This window comes from Nibrella saemangeumensis, from assembly GCF_039541915.1.
In the GTDB taxonomy this organism is placed as follows: domain Bacteria; phylum Bacteroidota; class Bacteroidia; order Cytophagales; family Spirosomataceae; genus Nibrella; species Nibrella saemangeumensis.
Window position 1 is genome coordinate 167,817 of the sequence record NZ_BAABHD010000030.1, and the last position, 21,081, is coordinate 188,897.

The following is a 21,081-nucleotide window of genomic DNA, read 5'->3' on the forward strand; positions in this document are numbered from 1 at the left end:
CCGTGCCTAAATATACAACAGAAATACGAATGCGGCCGGCCGGAAAGTAATCGATTGGGGTATCATCTTTGCAAAAAAGCCCGCTGGGGCAAACTATAACGGGCTTTCTGGTTGTTTGTTCGGTATGGCAACAATGAATGGCACAGCGATATACGACGTAATTATCGTTGGCGGAGGTCCCTGCGGTCTGGCGGCCGGGATCGAAGCCACCAAAAGTGGATTAACCCACCTGATTCTGGAAAAAGGGAGCGTCACCGAATCCATCCGGCGGTATCCCAAACTGATGCGCTTTTTCTCAACCGCCGAGAACATCGAGATCGGCGGCATACCGTTTCCCATCACCGGCGTAAAAGCCAACCGGAACGAAGCGCTGCAGTATTACCGCAAAGTAGCGGGGTACTACAAACTAAACATCAAATTATTTACGCCCGTAGACCGGGTGGAGAAGCAGGGCGAGACGTTCAGCGTATTGACCACAACTGGCCAAACCTACCACGCCCGCAAAGTAATTCTGGCGACGGGGTACTTCGACAAGCCGCGCTGGCTGGGTATCCCCGGCGAAGACCTGCCGCACGTAACGCATTATTACGACGAACCCTTCCAGTATTCCTTCTCTAATGTAGTGATCATTGGAGCTTCCAACTCGGCGGTCGAAGCGGCCCTGGAACTATACCGGACCGATGCGCACGTCACCATTGTCCACCGGGCGGAGGATTTTCGGAAAACGGTCAAGTACTGGCTGATACCGGATGTGAAGAACCGGGTGAAAGAAGGCAAGATCCATACGCAGTTCAACACCTGCGTTACGCGCATTGAACCCGGCAAAGTGTACACTACCAATCTGCAGACCGGCGAAGAAGGAGCATTACCGGCCGACTTTGTGCTGATCCTGACCGGCTACATTCCCGATGCCGAACTGCTCCGGCGCTGCGGGGTTGAGCTAAACGACGAAACGCAGGTGCCCGTTTACAACAAAGAAACGTTTGAGACCACCGTGCCGGGGCTGTACGTCTGCGGCACCGTGATGGCGGGTATCTACACCGAGAAAGTGTTTATTGAAAATGGCCGCGAGCACGCCCAGGCCATCATCGACCACATCGTAGGCCGCGAAGTACACCAGGTGAAGGAGTTGATTGATCGAATATAGTACGTACCCCGGAAATGTATTCCGGGGTACGGGGTATTGTGCTACTGATACGTTATCCGCTTAATGGTACCGTCCGTCATGCTATTTATATAATACATATTGGGACTCGCTTTATCCAGATCAGTCGGGAAGTTCAGTCCGCTCACCACGTTGGTAGTGGTGTTGCCGTGGGCCATGATAACATTGCCGGTATTGGGCTGGAAGCCCTGCTGACCGAAATTAGAGAACTGCACGACCAGCGGCAGGCTTCCGCTGACACCATCCGCAAACTCCACATCAACCAGCGTGGTAAACCCGGTCTGGAACGTAGAGAAAACACCGTTGAGCCCCAGCCGGTAAACAGTAGCTCTTCCCGGCAGGAACGGGAAGCCGGTCAGCGTAGTTACATAAAACCATCCGTCACCGTGGTAATTGATACCCGTCGGTACCGGGTCGATCATCGGCGGTCCAACCATTGGATTAGTCGGATTAGCGAAACGGGGAAGGGTCGCAAAGACGCTTAAGGTACCATTCAGGTCTCTCCGGATAACGGCATTAGCAGCCGCATCAACGATATAGAGGTTACCGTTCGGACCCGCCGTCATATTATAGGGATTGGATTCGCCCGTATCTTCCGCCCCAAAATTATGGTTGATAACAAACTGACCAATATTTTCCGTTGGCAGGTTACTCGCCAGCAGGGGTACACTGGTACCGGGGTTAAACTGACTGACGTCCGCCACATACATCATCCCATTAGCATGTAATATATGGAGCTTACCGCTGATGTACAGAAAATGATTCAACCCGACCGGGAAAGGCTCTGTAGGCACAAAAAACGAGGGAAAACCAATAACAACCGGAAACCGGAAACCACCCGGCAAGATGACCGAAATCTGACCATCGTTCTGACCGGTTCCAACCTCTGCTACCCATACGCGGCCCTGCGGATCGGTGTCCATAGCCATAGGGTTTTTTAAGCCGGAAGCAAAATCCGTCACCTGAATACGATTCGGATTTAATGGTAAATTGTGGTCCTGACAGCTCACCACCAGCAGCGCAACGAGCAACGCGAAAAAAGCATTACGTTTGTTTTTCATAAGTTTGCCGAATTAGAAAGTTGACACTGGTAAACTTTTTCTGTGAACACACAGTTAATATCCTTCTCTTTATCAAATCTTGTGTCAACTGATTTATTTTCCGGTAAAAAACTTATCAACAGAACACCTGTCTCTGGCCCGGAGGTTTATTTTAATTTCTGCTAAATTGGCCCCAGGCCACTTTATGTTTACCGGTATGTCCATTAATGGGAAAGGTCTTAGCCTGGCTAGTCTTTTGTTTATTGTCGCTATGCTGCCGACTAGCAGTCCAGCCCAATCAGTCGTTCATAAAAATGCCTGGCAGGCAGAGCTTGAAGCTGGGGGATTCATGGCCTCTCCGTCGGCGATGCCGTTCTGGTTGAGGACCAATCAGTACGGTATTGTTCCGCTGACGGCTCCGGTAGCTACCCTGAGAGCGAGTCTGACCAAACGCTATGCTCATCAGGATACCAGTGCCGTCCGCAAATCGGTCGACTGGGGCTTTGGGGTCAATCCGGTGGTCAATGCCGGAAAAACCAATCAGGTAATACTGGCGGAGGCTTACGTAAAAGGGCGTTTCCGATCCCTCGAACTATTCGCAGGACGACGTCGTGAGCTAATTGGCCTGGGTGACTCTACCCTGTCTTCCGGTTTTATGATCGGCTCCGGTAATGCGCTGCCCGTGCCCAAAGTGCAGTTGGCAACGATGGGCTATATACCCCTGAAATTTCTCGGCAGCGTGCTGGCGATCAATGCCGGCTACGGACATGGCTGGTTTAACGCCGACTATATAAAAGGCGCCTATCTGCATCAGAAGTATCTGTATGGCCGGCTGGGTAAGCCTGAATGGCCCGTGAAGCTACACCTCGGCGTTAACCACCAGGTTCAGTGGGCCGGTCAGGCCGATTACCTCCGTGATTTTTCGGATCGCGTCAACCCCGATGGTAAACTTCCCTCCTCCCTGAAAGCCTATGTAGCGGCTGTTACCGGAGTTGTCCCCAAAGACTGGGCGGGTACAGACATTACCTCCTTTGATACGTATGCCGTGGGTAACAACCTGGGCAGTTACGATGCCGGTATTGAAGTTGACACTCGGCAGATGCACTTCCTGCTGTACCACCAGCATATTTTTGACGACAAATCGGGCATCGCGCTGGTCAATATTCCCGATGGGCTGACGGGCCTGAGCTGGCAGCGGAAACCACTTACCCCGCCTACGGGTGCCTTTCAGTTGAGCCGGGTGGTGCTGGAATTTATCAGCACACTTGATCAGAGTGGTTCTACCTTCTACGTCCCAAACTCCATTTACCAGGGCCGGGATAATTATTTCAATCACGCCCAGTACATCGAAGGCTGGTCGTATAAAGGCCGCACCATTGGTACACCGTTCATTGCTCCTTATCTGGACTTCCGACCGGAAACCCAACAGGCCGGCGGAGGCTTTTTCCCCAATACCCGGGTTGAGGTCTGGTACGTTGGAGCCGAGGGCCGGCTGCTCAACCAGCTGACGTGGCGGCTTCGAACATCCTATAGCCGCAACTACGGCATTTTCGCACAGCCTTACCTCTCCGTCATTGAGCAGTTTTCGTCGCTGCTCTCGGCGCAGATTACCCTGCCACGCTGGTCCAATACCATCGTCACAGCCTCAGTGGCGCTGGACCGGGGAAAACTCTACGAAAACACGGTCGGTGGCTTTCTGAGCGTAAAAAAGATCTGGTAACTTCCCGGCCGGGAAAATTCGGAGCTCGCTTTAGCGGCAAACGTATACGCCCGGAAACATTCCGCAGGCCCGAATGTCCAGGCTTGCCGAAATGTCTTTATCTTGCGTGGATAATCAGCTTTTCGGTCCGCTTTTCATGAAAAGATTGTGTGTTTTCTGGTTTGTTCTCACTACTTGCCTAACTGCTACGGCCCAAACGCCTAAACCCAACGCCCGCTGGCAAACCGACTACTGGACGGCCAAATGGATCATGCACCCGACAGCCCCCGGCCGGCAGTACGGCATTTACCACTTCCGAAAAACGTTCAGCCTGCCGCAGAAACCCGGCCGCTTTGTGGTACACGTATCGGCCGATAACCGCTACCGGCTTTTTATCAACGGTCGGCCGGTCGCCCACGGCCCGGCCCGCAGCGATACCCAGCACTGGAACTACGAGACGCTGGATCTGGCGCCGTACCTGCAAACCGGCAACAATACCCTGGCGGCTCAGGTCTGGTACCTGGGTGAGTCGGCTCCGTTTGCCCAGATGAGCTACCAGGCCGGTTTTATTGTGCAGGGTGATGGCGAAGCCGAAAAAGTAGTCAATACCGATAACACCTGGAAAGTACTGCAAAATGCGGCCTACTCGCCTATCAAAAACGACAATGCCAAACTGCGCACGTATATCGTTGTGGGCGACGGCGATCGGGTCGATGCCGCTCAGTATCCATGGGGATGGGAGCAGTCGAATTTCAACGACAGTAGTTGGCCAGCAGCCCGTACCCTGTGGTTTCCGGCTAAGCCACGCGGGCTGGGCACCGACGGTAACTGGAACCTGGTGCCGCGCACTATACCCATGATGGCCGAAGCCACCCAACGGCTAAGCGCCGTGCGCCGGGCCGAATATGGGCAGATGAACGACGATTTCCTAAAAGGGAAAGCCCCCGTTACGGTACCGGCCCGAACGCGCGCGGTTTTCCTGCTCGATCAGGGGCACCTCACCAATGCGTACCCGGAACTGACCGTCAGCCGGGGCAAAGGAGCCGTCATTACGCTGGGCTATGCCGAAGCGCTGGTCGACAGTAAAGGCCAGAAAGGCAACCGCAACGAAGTAGAAGGCCGGCGGCTCGTTGGTTTTGAAGACCAGTTTGTCGCCGATGGCGGTAACAAACGGATGTTCAGGCCACTCTGGTTCCGAACCTACCGCTACCTGCAACTGACCGTCGAAACCGCCCGCGAGCCGGTAGTGCTGGAAGACCTGACCGGCCAGTTTACCGGCTACCCCTTCGCGCAGAAAGCCGTGTTTGCCAGCGACGAGAAAAGCCTGGTTGACATCTGGAACGTCGGCTGGCGGACCGCCCAGTTATGCGCGGGCGAAACGTATTACGACTGCCCGTACTACGAACAACTGCAATACACCGGCGATACCCGCATCCAGGCTATGATCTCGCTGTACGTATCCGGCGACGACCGCCTGATGCGGAAGGCCATTATGGACTACGACCACAGCCGATTCAGCGATGGCCTGACGCAGAGCCGCTACCCCAGCGCCGATTTCCAGGTCATTCCCACATTTTCGCTGTTCTGGGTCAACATGATCCACGACTACTGGATGCACCGCCAGGACGACGCCTTTATCAAGCCCCTGCTGCGCGGCATGGAAGGCGTACTGAACTGGCATGAACAACGGCTGGAGAAAACTGGCCTGAACGGCCCCCTGGAGTGGTGGAATTTTGTGGACTGGTCGAAGTGGGAAGCGCCGGGTGAAGTAGCCGGGGGGGTGCCGGTAGGTGCCCGAAAGGGCGGCTCCAGCATCCTGACCCTGCTGCAGGCCTATACGTTTCAGCGGGCGGCCGACCTGCTGGCTCACTATGGGCAGAATGAACGGGCGGAACACTACCGGACCCTGGCCCGGCAGCAGACAAAAGCCGTGTATAAGCAGTGCTGGGACGCCGGACGAGGGCTCATTGCCGATACACCGGAAAAGAACCGGTTTAGTCAGCATGCCAACATTCTGGCCGTGCTGACCGATGCTATACCGGTGGCCCAGCAGCCAGCCCTGCTGCAAAAAGTAATGACGGAGCCGAGCCTGACCCAAGCCACGTTCTATTTCAAGTATTACCTGTTCCAGGCTATGAAAAAAGCCGGCCTGGGCGATCAGCTGATCCCTCAGCTAAAACCCTGGTTCGACATGCTGGCGATGGGGCTGACCACCTTTGCCGAGAACCCCGAACCCACCCGCTCCGACTGCCATGCCTGGAGTGCCTCACCGGTGTACGAGTTTCTGTCGACCATCTGTGGCATCAACCCCGCCGAACCGGGATTCCGCTCCGTACGGATTGAACCGTACCTGGGTGACCTGCAGCTGGCGGAAGGAAAGATCCCTCACCCGGCCGGCGACATTGCCGTGCGGCTCGAGAAGGTTGCCAATGGCGGCCTTAAAGCCAATATCGTGCTGCCGGCAAAAACAACCGGTACGCTCCGCTGGAAAGGGAAAACGGTAGCTTTGAAAGAAGGCAGCCAGGAGTTGACGCTATAAAACAAAGGGGGAGACAGCGCTGTCTCCCCCTTTGTTTTACACCACCGGGTATTTCCACTGCCCCCGGTAATCGCGGCTGAGCAGTTTGTTGGCTTCCGGATCGTTTTTAATCACCTGCTTCTCGCCATCCCATTCCACACTACGACCCAGCTTCAGGGAAAGCATTCCCAACAGGGCCATATTGGTTGAGCGATGCCCGATTTCGATGTCGCTCACCGGCAACTTATTCGTTTTTATTGCCTCCAGGAAATTGGCCCAGAGTTCGGGGATATTCTGGTCGTCGGGCTTGTGCAGCTTGGCGTCTTCGTGAATGATGGGCTTGTTCCGGTCTACGGGGTAAAACGTCCAGCCGTCGAGCCAACCCATATGGAAAGTCCCTTCCGTACCGTAGAAATACACGCCCACGGCCTGCTGCGGGTGCGTCTTCTCCGCATTATTGCCCGCAAACTGGCGGTGCTCCCAAACGGCTGTAAAATCTTCGAACTCGTAGGTAGCTACCTGGTGATCGGGAGCGTCGGTGCTGTCCTTTTTGATGGCCCGGCCGCCGGTAGAGTATACCTTGCGCGGGTACTTCTCTTCCGTCCACCACAGAATCTGGTCCAGCCAGTGGATACCCCAGTCACCCAGGGTGCCGTTGGCGTAATCGAGGTAATTGCGAAAGCCGCGGGGGTGAATCTGCTTGTTGTAAGCACGCATCGGGGCCGGACCACACCAGAAATCCCAGTCGAGTTCTTTCGGGGGTGCCTCTTCGGGCACCGGCTGTCCGGGGCCACCGCCATAGTGGACAAACGCCCGCACCATACCGATTTTACCCGCTTTGCCCGACTTCAGAAACTCCATACCCGAGCGGTTATGGGGCGAAATCCGACGGTGGGTACCTACCTGACAAACGCGTCCGGTTTGCCGGGCCGCCCGCACCATCGCTTTTCCTTCGTTGATGGTGTGGCCGATGGGCTTCTCCACGTACACATGTGCCCCCTGCTGCATAGCCGCAATGGCAATGAGCGGGTGCCAATGGTCGGGCGTGGCTACAATCACGATTTCGGGTTTCTCGGCCGTCAGCATCTCGCGGTAATCCTTGTAAAGCTTCGGCTTATCGCTGGTCAGTTTACCAACTTCTTCGCCGGCTTTAACCAACTGGCGCTGGTCTACGTCGCACAACGCTACCAGCTTCGACTCGCCGGCCTGGAGGGCTGCCCGCACAATATTAGTGCCCCACCAGCCGGAGCCTACCAGGGCCGTACGGTACTTAGTCGCCGGCATGCGGGTAAGAAACGGTCTGGCCGCCAGGGGGTCGGTAATCAGGGCCGCACCGGCCACCGCCGACGCTTTTAAAAACTCGGAACGATTCATGGGAGGAGGGTTAGGATTTGGTATGCGTATCGAACAAAAAAGCGGGGAAAGTCACCCAGTTACTTATCAGCCTGTAAGGGATCTTCCGGAACCCTGGCCTGCTTCAGCACCCGCATGATGTTGCCACCCCAGATTTTTTCGATGTCCTCTTCGGAGTAATTCAGCTTGAGCAGTTCAACCGTCAGGTTCTCAATCTGGGTAACATCAACAAGACCCAGCACTCCGCCCCCGCCATCGAAATCGCTACCGATGCCGACAAACTCCACACCGACGAGTTTGGCAATATAATCGATATGACGGGCCACGTCGGCGACGGTCGGCTGCTCACGGGCGAAGTGATTATTAACGGAGTCGATCTGGGCATTAATCCGACGCTCCATGGCCGCGTTCATTACTTTGCCCACGGTAGACATCCGGATTTTGGCAATGGCCTGCCGGTGAATCTCCGAGGGTTTCCGCAGGTACTCAGGCACGAAATTCACCTGAACAACCCCCCCGTTGGCTGCTATAGCCTTGATCATGTCGTCGGTCATATTACGGGGCATATCACATAAGGCTCTGGCGTTGGAGTGCGACGCAATAACCGGCGCCCGCGAGAGATGCAGAATATCGTAAAAGGCACTATCGGACACGTGCGACACATCGACCAGGATCCCCAGCCGGTTCATTTCCTTCACCACCTCCCGGCCAAAGGCACTCAGGCCATTGTGCAGCGGGCCGTCGGGATCAGTAGCCGAATCACAGATTTCATTGTTGGCAAAGTGCGCCAGGGTAATGTAGCGGCAGCCCAGTTCATAGAAGGCCTTCACCAGCGACAGGTCTTTACCGATAGGGTAACCGTTTTCCATGCCGATAAAGATGGCCCGTTTGCCGGCTTTCTTTAGCCGGTAGGCATCGTCCGGCGTTGTGGCCAGTTCGGCCATATCCGGGTACTGCTGCAGCGCCCGGTAGACACTTTTATAAATATCGAAGGCTTTTTCTTTCGCCTGCTGGTGTCCTTTCGGTGTGCGGGGGCCCTGAGCCGTATACACGGCAAAGAACATGGCATCCATGCTACCCTGCTTCATCCGGGGAAAGTCAATCTGGGACTCATCGGTAAACGTATCGTGAGCAGCGCCCATGTTAAAACCGGGACGCACCATATTAATCGGTGCATCGGCGTGGGTATCAACGCTCAGCATACGCTGATGCAGCCGTCTGGCTTTCGTGAGCAGGCGATCATCGTCTCCGGGCACCAGCGCGGTCAGCAGCAGGGTCCAAAAGAAAAAGTTAGTCATACACTTTGAAAAGAATGCAACATTGGGAATCTAGCTGAAAACTATAGAATTCCGGTATGAAAGACAAACTTTCGTGCTAAACACCCGTTTTTGATTGTACCTTTGCACCTCTATTCGTAGACATGGCTATTGTTCCGTATAAAGAAAAAAGCACCAGCAAGCGGGAGCAGGTTGCCGAAATGTTCGACAACATTTCGCCCAGATACGACCTGCTGAATCACCTGCTCAGCGGGGGTATCGACATTTACTGGCGTAAAAAAGCCATTCGGCAGCTCAAACCCTTTGCGCCCCGAACCCTTCTGGACGTAGCCACCGGCACGGGTGATTTTGCCCTGGAAGCCCTGGCGCTGAAACCCGAAAAGATCGTGGGTGTCGACATTTCGGAAGGTATGTTGTCGATTGGCCGGGAGAAGATGCAGAAGCGGGGTGTTGACCGGATAATAGAAATGCGCTCCGGAGACTCGGAAGGTTTGCCCTTTGCGGACAATGATTTTGACGCCGTCATCGTTTCCTTTGGCGTACGGAACTTCGAAAATCTTCTGAAAGGGCTTCAGGATATGTACCGGGTTACCCGTCCCGGTGGCGTATGTCTGGTGCTGGAGTTTTCGAAACCCCGGGGATTTATTTTCAAACGACTCTATTCTTTTTATTCGAATACAATTCTGCCGCTTATCGGGCGTATGATCAGTAAGGATCAATCGGCCTATACCTACCTGCCCGAGTCGGTGCAGGCCTTTCCGGACGGGCCGGATTTTTTGCGGGTTTTTGAAACGGCGGGGTTTACAAACACAAAATGGATACCGTTAACATTCGGCATTGCCTCAATCTATCTTGGTCAAAAGTCATCCTGACCGGACTGTTTTTCTGGAACCTCTGCTCGCTGGTACAGGCGCAGGATATTCGCATCAAACGGGTTTATCTGCAGGATTACGACGACAAACCGGTTCATTACGGCTTCTACTTTGCCGCTCCCAACACGCGCTTTAATATCAGATACAGCGAAAACTTCGTCAATGCCGACACAACGTTACGGATTTACTCACCCAAACGTACCGGTTTTCGGGTTGGCTTCATCCTGAACGGCTTCCTTACCGACCGCATCGACGTCCGGCTTACCCCGGCGGTATCCCTCTACGGCCGGGAAATCATTTTTGACGGGCAGAGCGGCACCAGCCGGACACTGACCCGCGAGTCTACCTGGCTGGAGTTTCCGCTACTGCTGAAGTATAAATCCGAACGGCGGCATAACTCCCGGATGTATCTGGTAGCCGGGGGGACGTTCGGTGTAGAGACCAACGTGCGCCGGCGGGAAGTGCTGGGTGCTACCCGGCTCAGCACCAACACCACAGACTTCCAGATCGAATATGGGATAGGCTTTGAGCAGTTTTTCGAGTTCTTCAAGTTCTCGCCGGAATTACGATTTGCCCACGGTATTCCGAATCTGTTCCAGCAAACGCCAGCTACGGCCAACAGTAGCATTCGCCGGCTCACGTCGCACGCCGTAACGATCTACTTAAACTTTGAATAAAGGCCTTTGAGGGTCAACGGCTTACAAAAAACTTTGATTTTTTTTGCGTAAACGCTTGCAAAACGGCCTCTACGCCCTCTATATTTGCAGTCCCAAACGACAACAACGGGCGGGACAGAAAAAGGGTTCTTAGCTCAGCTGGTTCAGAGCATCTGCCTTACAAGCAGAGGGTCGGGGGTTCGAATCCCTCAGGACCCACCCTCATTATCAGGCACTTAGCATCAATGTTAAGTGCCTTTTTGTTGTTGGTTGAAATATAGTTGAAACAACCACTCTGCAACCGGAACACTTCTATTATCTGCTTAACTCAGCGTAGTCGTATATAAAGATAAAAATTTTTGTACACTTCTCAAGGTGTGTGCTACGAAAAAAGTATAGGGTAAGAATAGCCATCTCAACCAGATGATTACCTATATGGCTTGACTACTTCTGGCGGTATTCGATGTATAGGTCACCACCCAGCGCATTGAACAAATCCTTCAGCGTCTTCAGTCCCAGCTTACGGCTACCCTGCTCTATATTGCCAATGACCTGAGCCGGATAACCGATGGCCTGACCCAGTTCCGCCTGAGTCATACCGCGCATTTTGCGGAGTTCAGCAATAAGTTTGGGTATATCTTCAGGCGTGTTAGACAGTCGTAGCCCTCCACCGGGAAGTAACTGGCCAGGCAGGTCTATTTCCTCCTCTTCGATGTCTTCAGCCTCTCCTGAAAAGATACCTTCTCCGGCAGATTGCATCCGCTCGGTCAGTTCTTCAGATGGTACCTTCATTTGGTCTTTATCCTGCTCAGTCTGCATATATTATTTCCGGCTTCAAGGCTCCGGCAACCTTTATAGTTCTACTAATTCAGCCTCAACAGCCCAGACCTTACCGCCGATTTTAATGGTTCTCACTTTCTTTATGCGGCAGGTTAACTCCGGAAGGTAAAGCGTCTCCTCCTCGGCTAGATTGTCACTCCACGCAGCAATATCACGACCTGTCTTACCCTCAATTGTCAGTCGTACATTACCATTAAACTGCTCTGCTACTCCTTTAGAACGGCTGGTGCTGGTAAAAGCCCTGAATGTAATCAGTTTGCTGGTCTTAAGTTGTTCTGTATATCCGGCAATGTCATCTACCCAGAAAGTACGGTAGGTTGTACCGGGTAGTGTGGGTAGACCGGATACAGCATCTATCAGTTGAATAGCTTGTTGAGTGTTAACGCCAGCCAGTAGGCTACGGTTAATGTCCCGATAGGTCGAGCGGGTAAACTCTGTGATAATCTGCATACCAATCTCCGATAATTCACCTCGGGAGCGGGCTCTAACCAATACAAATATAATATAAATATGTATTAGCTTTGCAAATGCCTATAAATATATTGTTGATGCACACTGATTCACTAATAACTGTATTCTTGAATGGATATGCTGAATGGAGACTGACTGGAAAGACGTTAGCAAGAGTGTAAGGGGTCTATCTCAATTGCAGGTTTAAGCTGCTCCTGCGCACTCGGGGCTAACGGCCCGTAGAAGGCTCAAAAAAGTGCGACTTTCGGTAACTAAGGGCTTAAATCTTTTCTGCTGAAGGGCAGAGGGGGTTTTGAAAAGGACGCCATTTTTACCAATGGGTTCTGGTATATACAGATATACTACTGGTGCCGTAGTAAAGGATTTCTATCGGCATTCTACCAGGATACAGAAGGAAAACATCAGCTATAGCGGTGTATAGCTTGTTCACCGGAAGGAGCAAGAGCTGCTACATTGATACCTTCTTATACGGCTTAATCTTTAATACCTACACCGGCCAGGAATTGCCGAGTGATGACCGGCATAAAGGATTGGATTGATATTAGAAGATGAAGGACATGAGGCTAAGCAGGAAGCCTTGAGCGAGTAAGCAGGCAATATAGGGAGCTAAGTTGCGGAGGTATCGGAATCGCTTCATAGGGTGTAGACGTTGATGGGTTCTACCCGTCACCTGAAGAACTGCACAAAATAGACGACTGCACGAGCTTTGGCCTAGTTATGGTGTTATCGGTAATTCCATCAGATTCGTTGATGAGTCCGGTTAAATTCGGCAGATTAATAGCGGTCTAGTAGCCTTGTGGTGTCTATTCTGGATAACCTTTAGTGTGTTGACCTATCCCTGTGTGAATTTAACCGGAATGCCGTAACGTCCTATCAGGGTAGGCAGGGCAGGCACTTTTCACAAAAAAGGTCAAAATAGGTATCAGGCCGTATAACCGTTCGTTAAATCGCAACCATTTCTGACCGGAGGAGTAATAACAAACCGCTGAATTTCATTATATTGGCTATGCGTTGCCATTTTTAACCTTAAAATGAAAGTACTCTACAGCTTAGTATTCCTTTGTATCATTTCTGTTACTTTATGCCGGAGCCAAGCCACTGATACTACATTTTATTCGGTAGTCATGAGTGGTGCTATCCAGGGCAAATTAAAATCATGGCACGAGGCTACTAATGATTACCATTACATCTACTATTACAATGACCGTGGCCGGGGACCGAATGTACGGTCAATTGTAAAAACTAGTAAAGACGGACTGATTACGTCTTCCCTAACAACGGGAATTAACTATAATAAAAATCCTTATTCTGAAACCTTTGAAGTAATTGGTGATTCTGCGGTTGAGAATATTAACGGAAGTCGTACAACCAGAAATTTCAATAATGGGTGGTATCAATCAGGAATGATTCCTGCACTTTATGAACTCCAGATTAACTGGCTGTTACGGCAGAAAGATAAAAAAGGAGTAACCATAGCTAACGACTCAATTCGCCTGGAGGAAGCAGACCTAAAAACTGTATCTTATAAAGGCAAACAGCTTCCTCTTAAGTTGTTTGCTATTCATGCCGCTAACGAACCCATGCCGCAGTATATATGGCTCACTAAGGACCTGCGATATTTTGCCACTGTGTTTCCCTCTTTTTCTATTATTGAGGAAGGATTTGAAACCTTAGCAGATACTTTAGTGATGCTACAGGAACAAGCAGGTCAAGCTTATAATACTCAGCAAATGCGGCGGTTTGCTACCGTTGTACCTTCTCGTTTATGGATTACACATGCTTCCGTCTTTGAGTCTGCTAACGCTAGTGTAAAAAAGAATATGACCGTTGAGGTCATTAACGGAAAAATAACGGCCATATTCCCCTCTGCCGAAAAAAGAACTGTGAAAGCAGACTCTATTATTGATGCCAAAGGAAAGTTTCTGATGCCAGGTTTATGGGACATGCACACCCATTACTATAAAGATAGAGGGCTTTGGTACTTAGCGGGCGGTGTTACCCACGTTCGTGAGATGGGTAATGCCAATATAGTGCTCTTATATAAAAAGCAGATTGCGGCTAATCAACTGTTAGGACCTGACATTAGTTATACTTCCGGCTTAATCGACAGGAAGGGGCCTTTTCAAGCACCAGCCGGAAAAATTGTCTCTTCGTTGAATGAGGCAATACATGCCGTACAAGATTACTACCGGTTAGGGTACAAGCAGATAAAGTTGTACAGTTCCATAAATCCTGAATGGGTAAAACCTATCTGTGCCGAAGCTCATAAGCTCGGGATGCGTGTGGGTGGCCATATTCCTGCTTTCATGAAGGCAGAAAAGGCAGTAAAAGAAGGGTATAATGAACTCACCCATATGAACTTTCTCTTCCTGAACTTTCTGGAGGACACCCTAGATACGCGGACGCCTGTACGTTTTAGCGCGGTAGGTGAGCGAGCAGGTGCTCTTGACTTACGCAGTGAGCCGGTTCAGTCGTTTATTCGACTGCTGAAAGAGAAAGCAGTAGCAGTTGACCCAACGATGAACCTTCAATCAGGTAGATTCAGGGATTTTAAGGGGGATACCAGCGGGATGATGAAGTCCATTGCAAACTGGTTACCTGCCACTCTTCGTAATGACCTTTCCATAAAAGTAGCCGTTAGCAGGGAGGATAAAAAAGACCTGTACCGTTCTACTTTTCAGAATATGATGAAAATGGTAAAGCTTCTTTACGATAACGGCATTCCCCTTAATGCTGGGACAGACGGAGGAAACGCAATTGCTTTACATCACGAACTAGAACTTTATGTTAAAGCAGGTATTCCGGCTAAGGAAGTATTGAAAATTGCCACCTATAATGCCGCTAAACACTGCGGATTAGAAAACACATTCGGAACGATAGGAATTGGCAGAGCGGCAGATTTTATCTTGGTAGACGGCAACCCTGCCCAAAACATCAGCGACATTCGCCGGGTTGAATGGGTTATAAAGAACGGCAAGCTTTACAGGCCAAAACAGCTTTTTGCATCAGAAGGCTGGAAATATTATTATTGATGTAAGGACAATCCATTCATTAACTGACCACCGTTGACCTAGCTTTACAGCATTTCAAGAACATCATAACTGCCTCTCTTCTTAGTCTGAATATGATGCGCTACAACTAGGTACCACTTATGCCTCACAGCATTCCGGTTAATTGCTGAGCGATGGCGAGCCACACCGGACCATGCAGCCACCGTCTTAGTCTGCACCTTCTGCATTAATCGAAATGTAGTGATGTCCTGTTAGGGTAGGCAGGGTAGTTAACCTACGGAAAAGTGTTCAGGACAAGGCAGGTACGTCCTCTTTGCAGGTATTAACCGGAATGCACTACCTCATAGAACATCTTCTCGAACGTTAGTTAAAAAGACCATGTCGCCAAATTGTTTCGTTCAAATCGCAGGGTAGACGTGCCGAAATGATGTACCGTTTTTGTGGGAGTAGCTCGCGTACGCATGTTGATTTGCTGAATGCCACGGGCCTTTGTAGAGTCTGCTTCGGCAACTACTGTCATGGTAAAATCCGGGCCTTGCAGCAGTGTTGTATTGCTTTTGGTGCTCGTGCGGTATCCCAGTAACTGTACAACATCTACAAGCCTCGCAGCTCTTGTTTTATCGAGACTGATAGTAAGCCCTATCACATCTTGGAGGTAAGCCTTCTGCGGGTTCTTTCCTAAAACTCCCGAATAACTTTCAATGAACTGTTTTCGACTTACGGTAGTCTCTTGCGGGCTTACTTTTGACTTTATAGCTGTTAAGTATTCAGGGTGCCACTCCATGAGCCAAAGATTGATGTAGGGAAGGTTTTTGGGCCTTGCGATAAAGAACCATCCTAATTGTTTGTCATCGAAAAGGCGGGTTCGTGGCTCTGGGTTAAGGTCGATTTCCGTAGGTATCTGCTTTTCCAAAGCTTGCAGTCCACCAGCCTCATCTACACCTAAAGCAATCCCAAAGGGTGCTCCCAAGCCAATCTGCTTTGCTTGCGATGCCTCCATGAATTCTATATACGTATTAGCCCCGTAGAAATACAATGCCATATAGGTTATATCTTTGCGGACTGTTGTCCGTTGCTCGGGAACGGCAAACTGTTTCTGGAGAAACTCGTCTGATGCAATCGCCTTGAATGTAGCCGAATCCAGAACCATGTAGAAATGGTTTAAGTAGATGGGTTCTGTTGAAGCAGGCTTCCGTTTTTGGATACTCATTGCCAGCATTGGAATGGCAAAGATTCCCACGAGCAAAGTCTGAAGAATAGATTGAGTCTTCATCAGGGAAGCTTTTGGATATATGAACAACTTGACCTTATTTGATAACGGCCAGTGAGGGTTCAGCACTAGGCTGATAGATTGCCAGGCAAGTCCCTTTTGAATCAGCTATGACGAATGGGTGGGTCACATATGAATACTGAAAGCTTGATTGACCTGGCTGCACTACAGCCTTTTGGCTATCCAAAGGGTCGCGTTTACCCTGCCAGTCAAGCCAATAAATAGTAACAGGCTGATTGGTGGTGTTGGTAAATCGGATGTAAGCTGGGGTATCGGAGTTTTGCGATTTTAGCGAAGACTCTTGTTTACAACTCAATGCAGTCAGGCGCTGTAATTCTTTGTCTTCCGGCTGACGCACTCGCCAGTAAGGAATCCGGCTCGCGTGAGTAACGGCCAGTTGCCATCGCTTCTGCCGTTTGATGAAGGTGTCGGTGAATTGGTAGTAGAATGTATTAACTATTTCATCTTTACTTCCTTTTAATCCTACACTATACCGCCCGTAAACCACTGCGGTTTCGCCTAGGGTCTTAACTTTCATATCGGAGCCGCTATACGAGTAGTTTTGTGAAATACGCGGTAAACGGGCTAGAAGAGCCGGTTTAGATAGTCCAGCCCCTTGCAGGACTCCTATAAACTCGTCTGCTATTATTGATGTTATTGCATTTGCATCCCCCTGATTTAGGGCTTTAAAGAATTCCTGTTCTACTTGTAAAACAGCTTGCTCCTCACTACTTGTGGATGCGTTGCTTCCACTGGCGTTGGTTTGGCTAAAAGCTATAGCAGACCCGGTAATCAGCAATACGGCGGTTAAAAATACCTTTCTCATGGGAAACTTGGGAATAAAGGTTTAGACGGATTGTTAGTTAAGAGATAGTACAGAATATCTAATTACGATTGATTGAATAGATAGACATATTTTATTTATCTTTTGCTATAGACTCAGCTTCGACCAGCAGCTTATCCAGAGCTTCCCTCGGTAAGTACCGCCCATTGACGACCACAGCCCCTATCTTCCGCACATTATTGATGTTATCGAGCGGATTAGCATCCAGCAGCACCAGATTGGCCTGCTTACCCTCCTCCACAGTGCCCATTTCTTTCTCTCTGCCGAGGTATTTGGCGGGATTGATGGTTGCCGTTTGCAAGGCTGTCAGTGGGGATAATCCGGCTTTTACGAATAGCTCCAGTTCATCATGTAAACTAAAACCAGCGTAGATAAAAGGGTTATTCAGGTCTGTGCCCGCTAAAAGCGGCACACCCATACTGTGCATGATTCGGATTAGTTCTAAGCCTTTCTGCACATACAGTTCCCGTATCGGGCGAGTTTCAGGCTTGAACCGTTCCGGATATTTGAACCACCTATTTCCGACATGACTGGCTAGTGCATAACGGCGAAGTCGATTATCTTTTTTAAACTCCGGCCCATCTCCTAAGAAGTATACCCGATTAATACCATTAGTCGGACAAAGCCATGTATCGTTTTTCAGAAAAACAGCTGCCAGTTCACGGCACTTCTGCTCGCTGAAGGACTGAAGCAATTCACCACGAAGTGGCCATGTCCAGTCTTCGGGTTTCATCTGTTTAAACCGTTCTTCATCCGAAGAGCAGGCAACAAAAATGGTGGGCGCTGCTAGGTGCTCTATAGTGCGTTGACCAGCATTAGAAGCTTCACGTGCGGTTATAAGCTGAGGGATGTGGCCGGCAATGGGAATCCCTAACTTCTTAGCCTCATCGACAATAGCAAAATAACTTTCGCGGGAAAGGAGCTCGTAAACTTTAATGAACCCTGCACCGGCCTGGTGGAGCATACGTACAGCCTGTCTGGCCTCTTCGGGGTTAGCAACTCCCAATGAGTTAGGATGCATTACCGGAACGCCATCCACAATTGTACTACCCACGGCTATCTGGGGAATAAGCTTTTGTCCTGTTTCTACGCTATCCTTCCAGGCTCGTATGAGTTTAAGGTCATCGGGGGTGGTCCACATATCCCGAACGCCGGTAACGCCATTAGCCAGCAGGAGCGGGAAGTAGACATAGCTTCGGTAATCCCGTGATACGGCGACATGCACATGCATATCCCAGAGACCGGGAATCAGATATTTCCCTTTTGCCGGTATCACTTGTGCCTGTTTGGGAATGCGTACTTTTCTACTCTTATCCAGAGCCGAGATGCGGTTACCAGAGATAAGTACCGTCATATCGGGTTTCAACTCCCCACTGATTACATCAACCACTGTAACATTAGTAAAAGCAACGGTATTCCCGATAGGCTCCTGATTAGGACTTTGTGCTAAACTGATGAGGCAACAAGCTAATAAGACAAACAGAAAACAGCGTATCATCAACGGGTAAGGCTAAGTAAAGAAGTGGAATATAAGAATATATAACCGGTAGGTTACAATACTTTTGAGCGAACGGTAAGGGGGGCAGGACTAATAATCAGCAAGTAAACAGTCTGAGGCTTTTCACCACCTTTTAACCTGCTGTACTCCGTTTTTAACCCGCTTTCAATTTAGGGTTTAGTAAGGGGCTATACCTTTGTAGTGTTCAATATGCGAGACTAATTGAACAAAGGGTTTTCCGGCCCCACCGTACAAGCATAGATATAGTTTTCATAACGTTGAGTAGACCAGACAGCCCGTATCTCTGATATAGGGCTTGTTTATTTTATACCGGTAATGGCGTTGTGATGTAGTCAGACAGGAGAAGGTTGCAATCAGCGTATCTTAAGAGCTGGTACTTGACTTGATAGCAGGTATTGACCGGAACGAACTTCTTCCTTAATCTGCCTCCCTGTTTAGCTCACTCCTGGTATATACAAGAGGGAATCTCCAGAGTTGAGCCGATAATCTGCTTGTTCGTGATTTAGTCCGGTAAACAGAGCAGAAGAGCGGGTGTTGTCGAATCGGCAAATAAGTACCCGGTATCCTGCTATTTGGCGGATTATAAACGTAATGCACCGGAAATAGACTGATGCCAGGAGCATAAAAAAACGGCCACTAAGCAGCAGCCGGTTTTTACTTCGTTCTGTTAAATATTATGGTGCTACAAAGAGCTATAGGGAATAACCGAAATAATCATTAGATGTCTGAAAAACTGAGCAAGTAGCAGCAAACAAGTGTAGGGTGCCGGAAAGGGTAATAGCCACATCCGGTAATGAGCTGATTTCGCCGGAATGCGGGTGGATACTGCGGAGTTGGTAAGAGCGGTAGGGCAGCTTCAAGCAGTATTAACCGGAACGTCGTATACATCCTACAGGTTATTCTGAAAAGTGCCTACCCTGCCTTCTCTGTACTTGTTACTACGCTGAAGCGGGTGTATAAAATTAGAAGAAGAGAATACCTATAGCATTGAAGACGATAACACAGATACAAACCACTACCCCCAGGATGATTCCTCGTGTGGCTTGATGGAGGGCTACACTACCCGGCTCTACCGACCTCTTTGCTATCAGACCGGCAGCAATAGCTATAATACCCACAACTTCTGCCATAATCTCGCTAATCACGACGAATGACCAGACCGCTTCTGTTTCTTGTCCCATTAGCCGGAAGGGAATCCAGACATACGAAAGTGCCCATAGCGGAATACCGACGATGCCGCTTATAAAGGCCGTTTTTGCCAGCCGATGCCCAAGCGATTTATTCTGTAGTGCTACCATCGCTCCAGTTATAAAGAATGAGAACAGCACTTAGGCCATTCCTGAAGTCAAGCTACATCGAAGCCGATGAAGACACACTGTGGACTTAGTATCCGGTAAGAACCTTGTGTAAAAGGGTGTATGCTGTAGGGATGCAGTATTAACCGGAACGAGCTACCGCCCTTAACTATATAGTATTAATATTATCAAAAACCTTTGTTATGTCTTTGTGGACTGACTCAGAGGTTTAAGTGTAAATGAAGGCTACTTAAGGAGTGCCGGTACACAGATTATTTTTATTATTAACTATTAACTTCTTTACTTTCTTGACTTGATTCAGTATTTAACTTTTTCGTTAAAAATTTAAACATATTTGAAGCCCCCTCAAAAGAAGCCCAAATACTTGTTATAGACACAAAAGCCGACCAAATTTTAGCAAGAGAAGGCGCTGCTCCTATCGATATAAAAACGTTAGAAAGCCTCGTTATGCAAGTTGAAAACTTGCAGATACTTATACCAACGTTAGTACCAAATACGAATTGTTTAATTTGCAAAAGTATCTGTTTGTAGCTTGGAAAGAAAAACCAAAGAATAAAAATTAAAACAGAAATGTAAATAAAAATATGATAATTAATATTGCTAAACGGGGACTTGAATGAAGTTATATTTTTTTTATTAAAGCCTTTTTTAAAAACATGAATAATGAATAAGATACCTAAATAACCCCAATCAATAATTAAAAGAATACCGATAAAATAAAGAAAAAAAGAAAAAAAATATATATAAAAAAGCAGCAGATAACCTGCGCCAATATCCATCAATATTATTGTATATTCAGTTTTTTTTGTAACAGGATTAGAGATTTTGCTTGTATCAATAAAGATGTTTTTTATCGGTTGATTATACTTACAAAAATAATAAAAGCAAACTACTGTAATTATTACTCCAAGTAAATATCTCACCCATACAGGAATATCTTTAAATAGCTTTTTATTATCTTCTGTTTCTGGAGAAATAAGGGAGCTTAGGGCTGCTAAAACCAGTCCTAGCGATAAATCATTTTCCACGTAAGTCACTCCTACTGCATATACATATAGTAATATTGCAATGCCCCAGAGTATAATTTTATACATATCTAGCAAAGCGAAAAATGCAACAACGCATACCTTCGCTAGCTATTTTCGAAAAAATAATATCAAAAGTAAAGTAGGTATCCCTGCTATTTATCGATTGGTTAGAGAATACAATAATGGATTTGGATACTACTGT

Annotated in this window: 16 protein-coding genes and 1 tRNA gene; 7 read left to right on the forward strand and 10 right to left on the reverse strand. The window is 49.1% G+C overall.

Annotated features, from left to right (window positions below):
• Positions 1 to 124: 124 nt before the first annotated feature.
• Positions 125 to 1,147: a YpdA family putative bacillithiol disulfide reductase gene (locus ABD949_RS15750; protein ID WP_345244811.1), complete on the forward strand. Its 1,023-nt coding sequence runs from the start codon at positions 125 to 127 to the stop codon at positions 1,145 to 1,147.
• Between the two features lie 41 nt (positions 1,148 to 1,188).
• On the opposite strand, the gene ABD949_RS15755 is transcribed toward ABD949_RS15750, so the two are convergent.
• Positions 1,189 to 2,226 (reverse strand): ScyD/ScyE family protein, encoded by a 1,038-nt coding sequence (locus ABD949_RS15755; RefSeq protein WP_345244812.1) that lies wholly within the window; start codon positions 2,224 to 2,226, stop codon positions 1,189 to 1,191.
• 196 nt (positions 2,227 to 2,422) lie between these two features.
• Between ABD949_RS15755 and ABD949_RS15760 the strand changes: the two genes are divergently transcribed.
• Together ABD949_RS15760 and ABD949_RS15765 are read left to right on the forward strand one after the other, a co-directional pair.
• Complete coding sequence (locus tag ABD949_RS15760; RefSeq protein ID WP_345244813.1) at positions 2,423 to 3,925, forward strand: capsule assembly Wzi family protein; 1,503 nt, start codon at positions 2,423 to 2,425, stop codon at positions 3,923 to 3,925.
• A gap of 136 nt (positions 3,926 to 4,061) precedes the next feature.
• Entirely contained in the window at positions 4,062 to 6,443 is a 2,382-nt protein-coding gene (locus ABD949_RS15765; protein ID WP_345244814.1) for a family 78 glycoside hydrolase catalytic domain, read from the forward strand.
• A gap of 36 nt (positions 6,444 to 6,479) precedes the next feature.
• Here the strand turns inward: ABD949_RS15765 and ABD949_RS15770 are convergent, their stop codons facing one another.
• Together ABD949_RS15770 and ABD949_RS15775 are read right to left on the reverse strand one after the other, a co-directional pair.
• Entirely contained in the window at positions 6,480 to 7,796 is a 1,317-nt protein-coding gene (locus ABD949_RS15770; RefSeq protein WP_345244815.1) for a Gfo/Idh/MocA family protein, read from the reverse strand.
• Positions 7,797 to 7,855: 59 nt separating this feature from the next.
• The gene (locus ABD949_RS15775; RefSeq protein WP_345244816.1) at positions 7,856 to 9,073 is read right to left on the reverse strand and encodes a dipeptidase; all 1,218 of its coding nucleotides are present in this window, start codon (positions 9,071 to 9,073) and stop codon (positions 7,856 to 7,858) included.
• A 122-nt stretch (positions 9,074 to 9,195) separates the two neighbouring features.
• Here ABD949_RS15775 and ubiE point away from each other — a divergent pair, with 122 nt between their 5' ends.
• The 3 genes from ubiE to ABD949_RS15790 all read left to right on the forward strand — a co-directional run bounded on the left by ubiE (position 9,196) and on the right by ABD949_RS15790 (position 10,799).
• Complete coding sequence (gene ubiE, locus ABD949_RS15780) at positions 9,196 to 9,924, forward strand: bifunctional demethylmenaquinone methyltransferase/2-methoxy-6-polyprenyl-1,4-benzoquinol methylase UbiE (protein ID WP_345244817.1); 729 nt, start codon at positions 9,196 to 9,198, stop codon at positions 9,922 to 9,924.
• Positions 9,867 to 10,601 carry a type IX secretion/gliding motility protein PorT/SprT gene (porT, locus tag ABD949_RS15785; RefSeq protein ID WP_345244818.1) on the forward strand — a complete coding sequence of 245 codons (735 nt, stop codon included), beginning with the start codon at positions 9,867 to 9,869 and terminating at the stop codon, positions 10,599 to 10,601. Before ubiE ends, porT begins: the two co-directional genes overlap by 58 nt.
• A 123-nt stretch (positions 10,602 to 10,724) precedes the next feature.
• Positions 10,725 to 10,799: transfer RNA gene (locus ABD949_RS15790), tRNA-Val, on the forward strand.
• A 225-nt stretch (positions 10,800 to 11,024) separates the two neighbouring features.
• On the opposite strand, the gene ABD949_RS15795 is transcribed toward ABD949_RS15790, so the two are convergent.
• Together ABD949_RS15795 and ABD949_RS15800 are read right to left on the reverse strand one after the other, a co-directional pair.
• Complete coding sequence (locus ABD949_RS15795) at positions 11,025 to 11,372, reverse strand: helix-turn-helix domain-containing protein (RefSeq protein ID WP_345244819.1); 348 nt, start codon at positions 11,370 to 11,372, stop codon at positions 11,025 to 11,027.
• Positions 11,373 to 11,432: 60 nt separating this feature from the next.
• Entirely contained in the window at positions 11,433 to 11,870 is a 438-nt protein-coding gene (locus tag ABD949_RS15800) for an ADP-ribosyltransferase (protein WP_345244820.1), read from the reverse strand.
• Positions 11,871 to 12,922: 1,052 nt separating this feature from the next.
• On the opposite strand from ABD949_RS15800, the gene ABD949_RS15805 reads away from it, so the two are divergent.
• Positions 12,923 to 14,923, forward strand: a complete 2,001-nt coding sequence (locus ABD949_RS15805; RefSeq protein WP_345244821.1) for an amidohydrolase family protein — start codon at positions 12,923 to 12,925, stop codon at positions 14,921 to 14,923.
• A 346-nt stretch (positions 14,924 to 15,269) separates the two neighbouring features.
• Here ABD949_RS15805 and ABD949_RS15810 read toward each other — a convergent pair whose 3' ends face one another.
• From ABD949_RS15810 to ABD949_RS15830, 5 genes are all read right to left on the reverse strand, one after another.
• Positions 15,270 to 16,175 carry a DUF5829 family protein gene (locus ABD949_RS15810; protein ID WP_345244822.1) on the reverse strand — a complete coding sequence of 302 codons (906 nt, stop codon included), beginning with the start codon at positions 16,173 to 16,175 and terminating at the stop codon, positions 15,270 to 15,272.
• Between the two features lie 34 nt (positions 16,176 to 16,209).
• Entirely contained in the window at positions 16,210 to 16,998 is a 789-nt protein-coding gene (locus ABD949_RS15815; RefSeq protein ID WP_345244823.1) for a DUF4440 domain-containing protein, read from the reverse strand.
• A gap of 91 nt (positions 16,999 to 17,089) precedes the next feature.
• Positions 17,090 to 18,370, reverse strand: a complete 1,281-nt coding sequence (locus ABD949_RS15820; protein ID WP_345244824.1) for an amidohydrolase family protein — start codon at positions 18,368 to 18,370, stop codon at positions 17,090 to 17,092.
• Between the two features lie 1,127 nt (positions 18,371 to 19,497).
• Positions 19,498 to 19,833, reverse strand: coding sequence for a hypothetical protein (locus ABD949_RS15825; RefSeq protein ID WP_345244825.1), 336 nt, complete (start codon positions 19,831 to 19,833; stop codon positions 19,498 to 19,500).
• A gap of 281 nt (positions 19,834 to 20,114) precedes the next feature.
• A complete protein-coding gene (locus ABD949_RS15830; protein WP_345244826.1) occupies positions 20,115 to 20,945 on the reverse strand; it encodes a hypothetical protein in 831 nt (276 codons plus the stop codon).
• Positions 20,946 to 21,081: the final 136 nt, after the last annotated feature.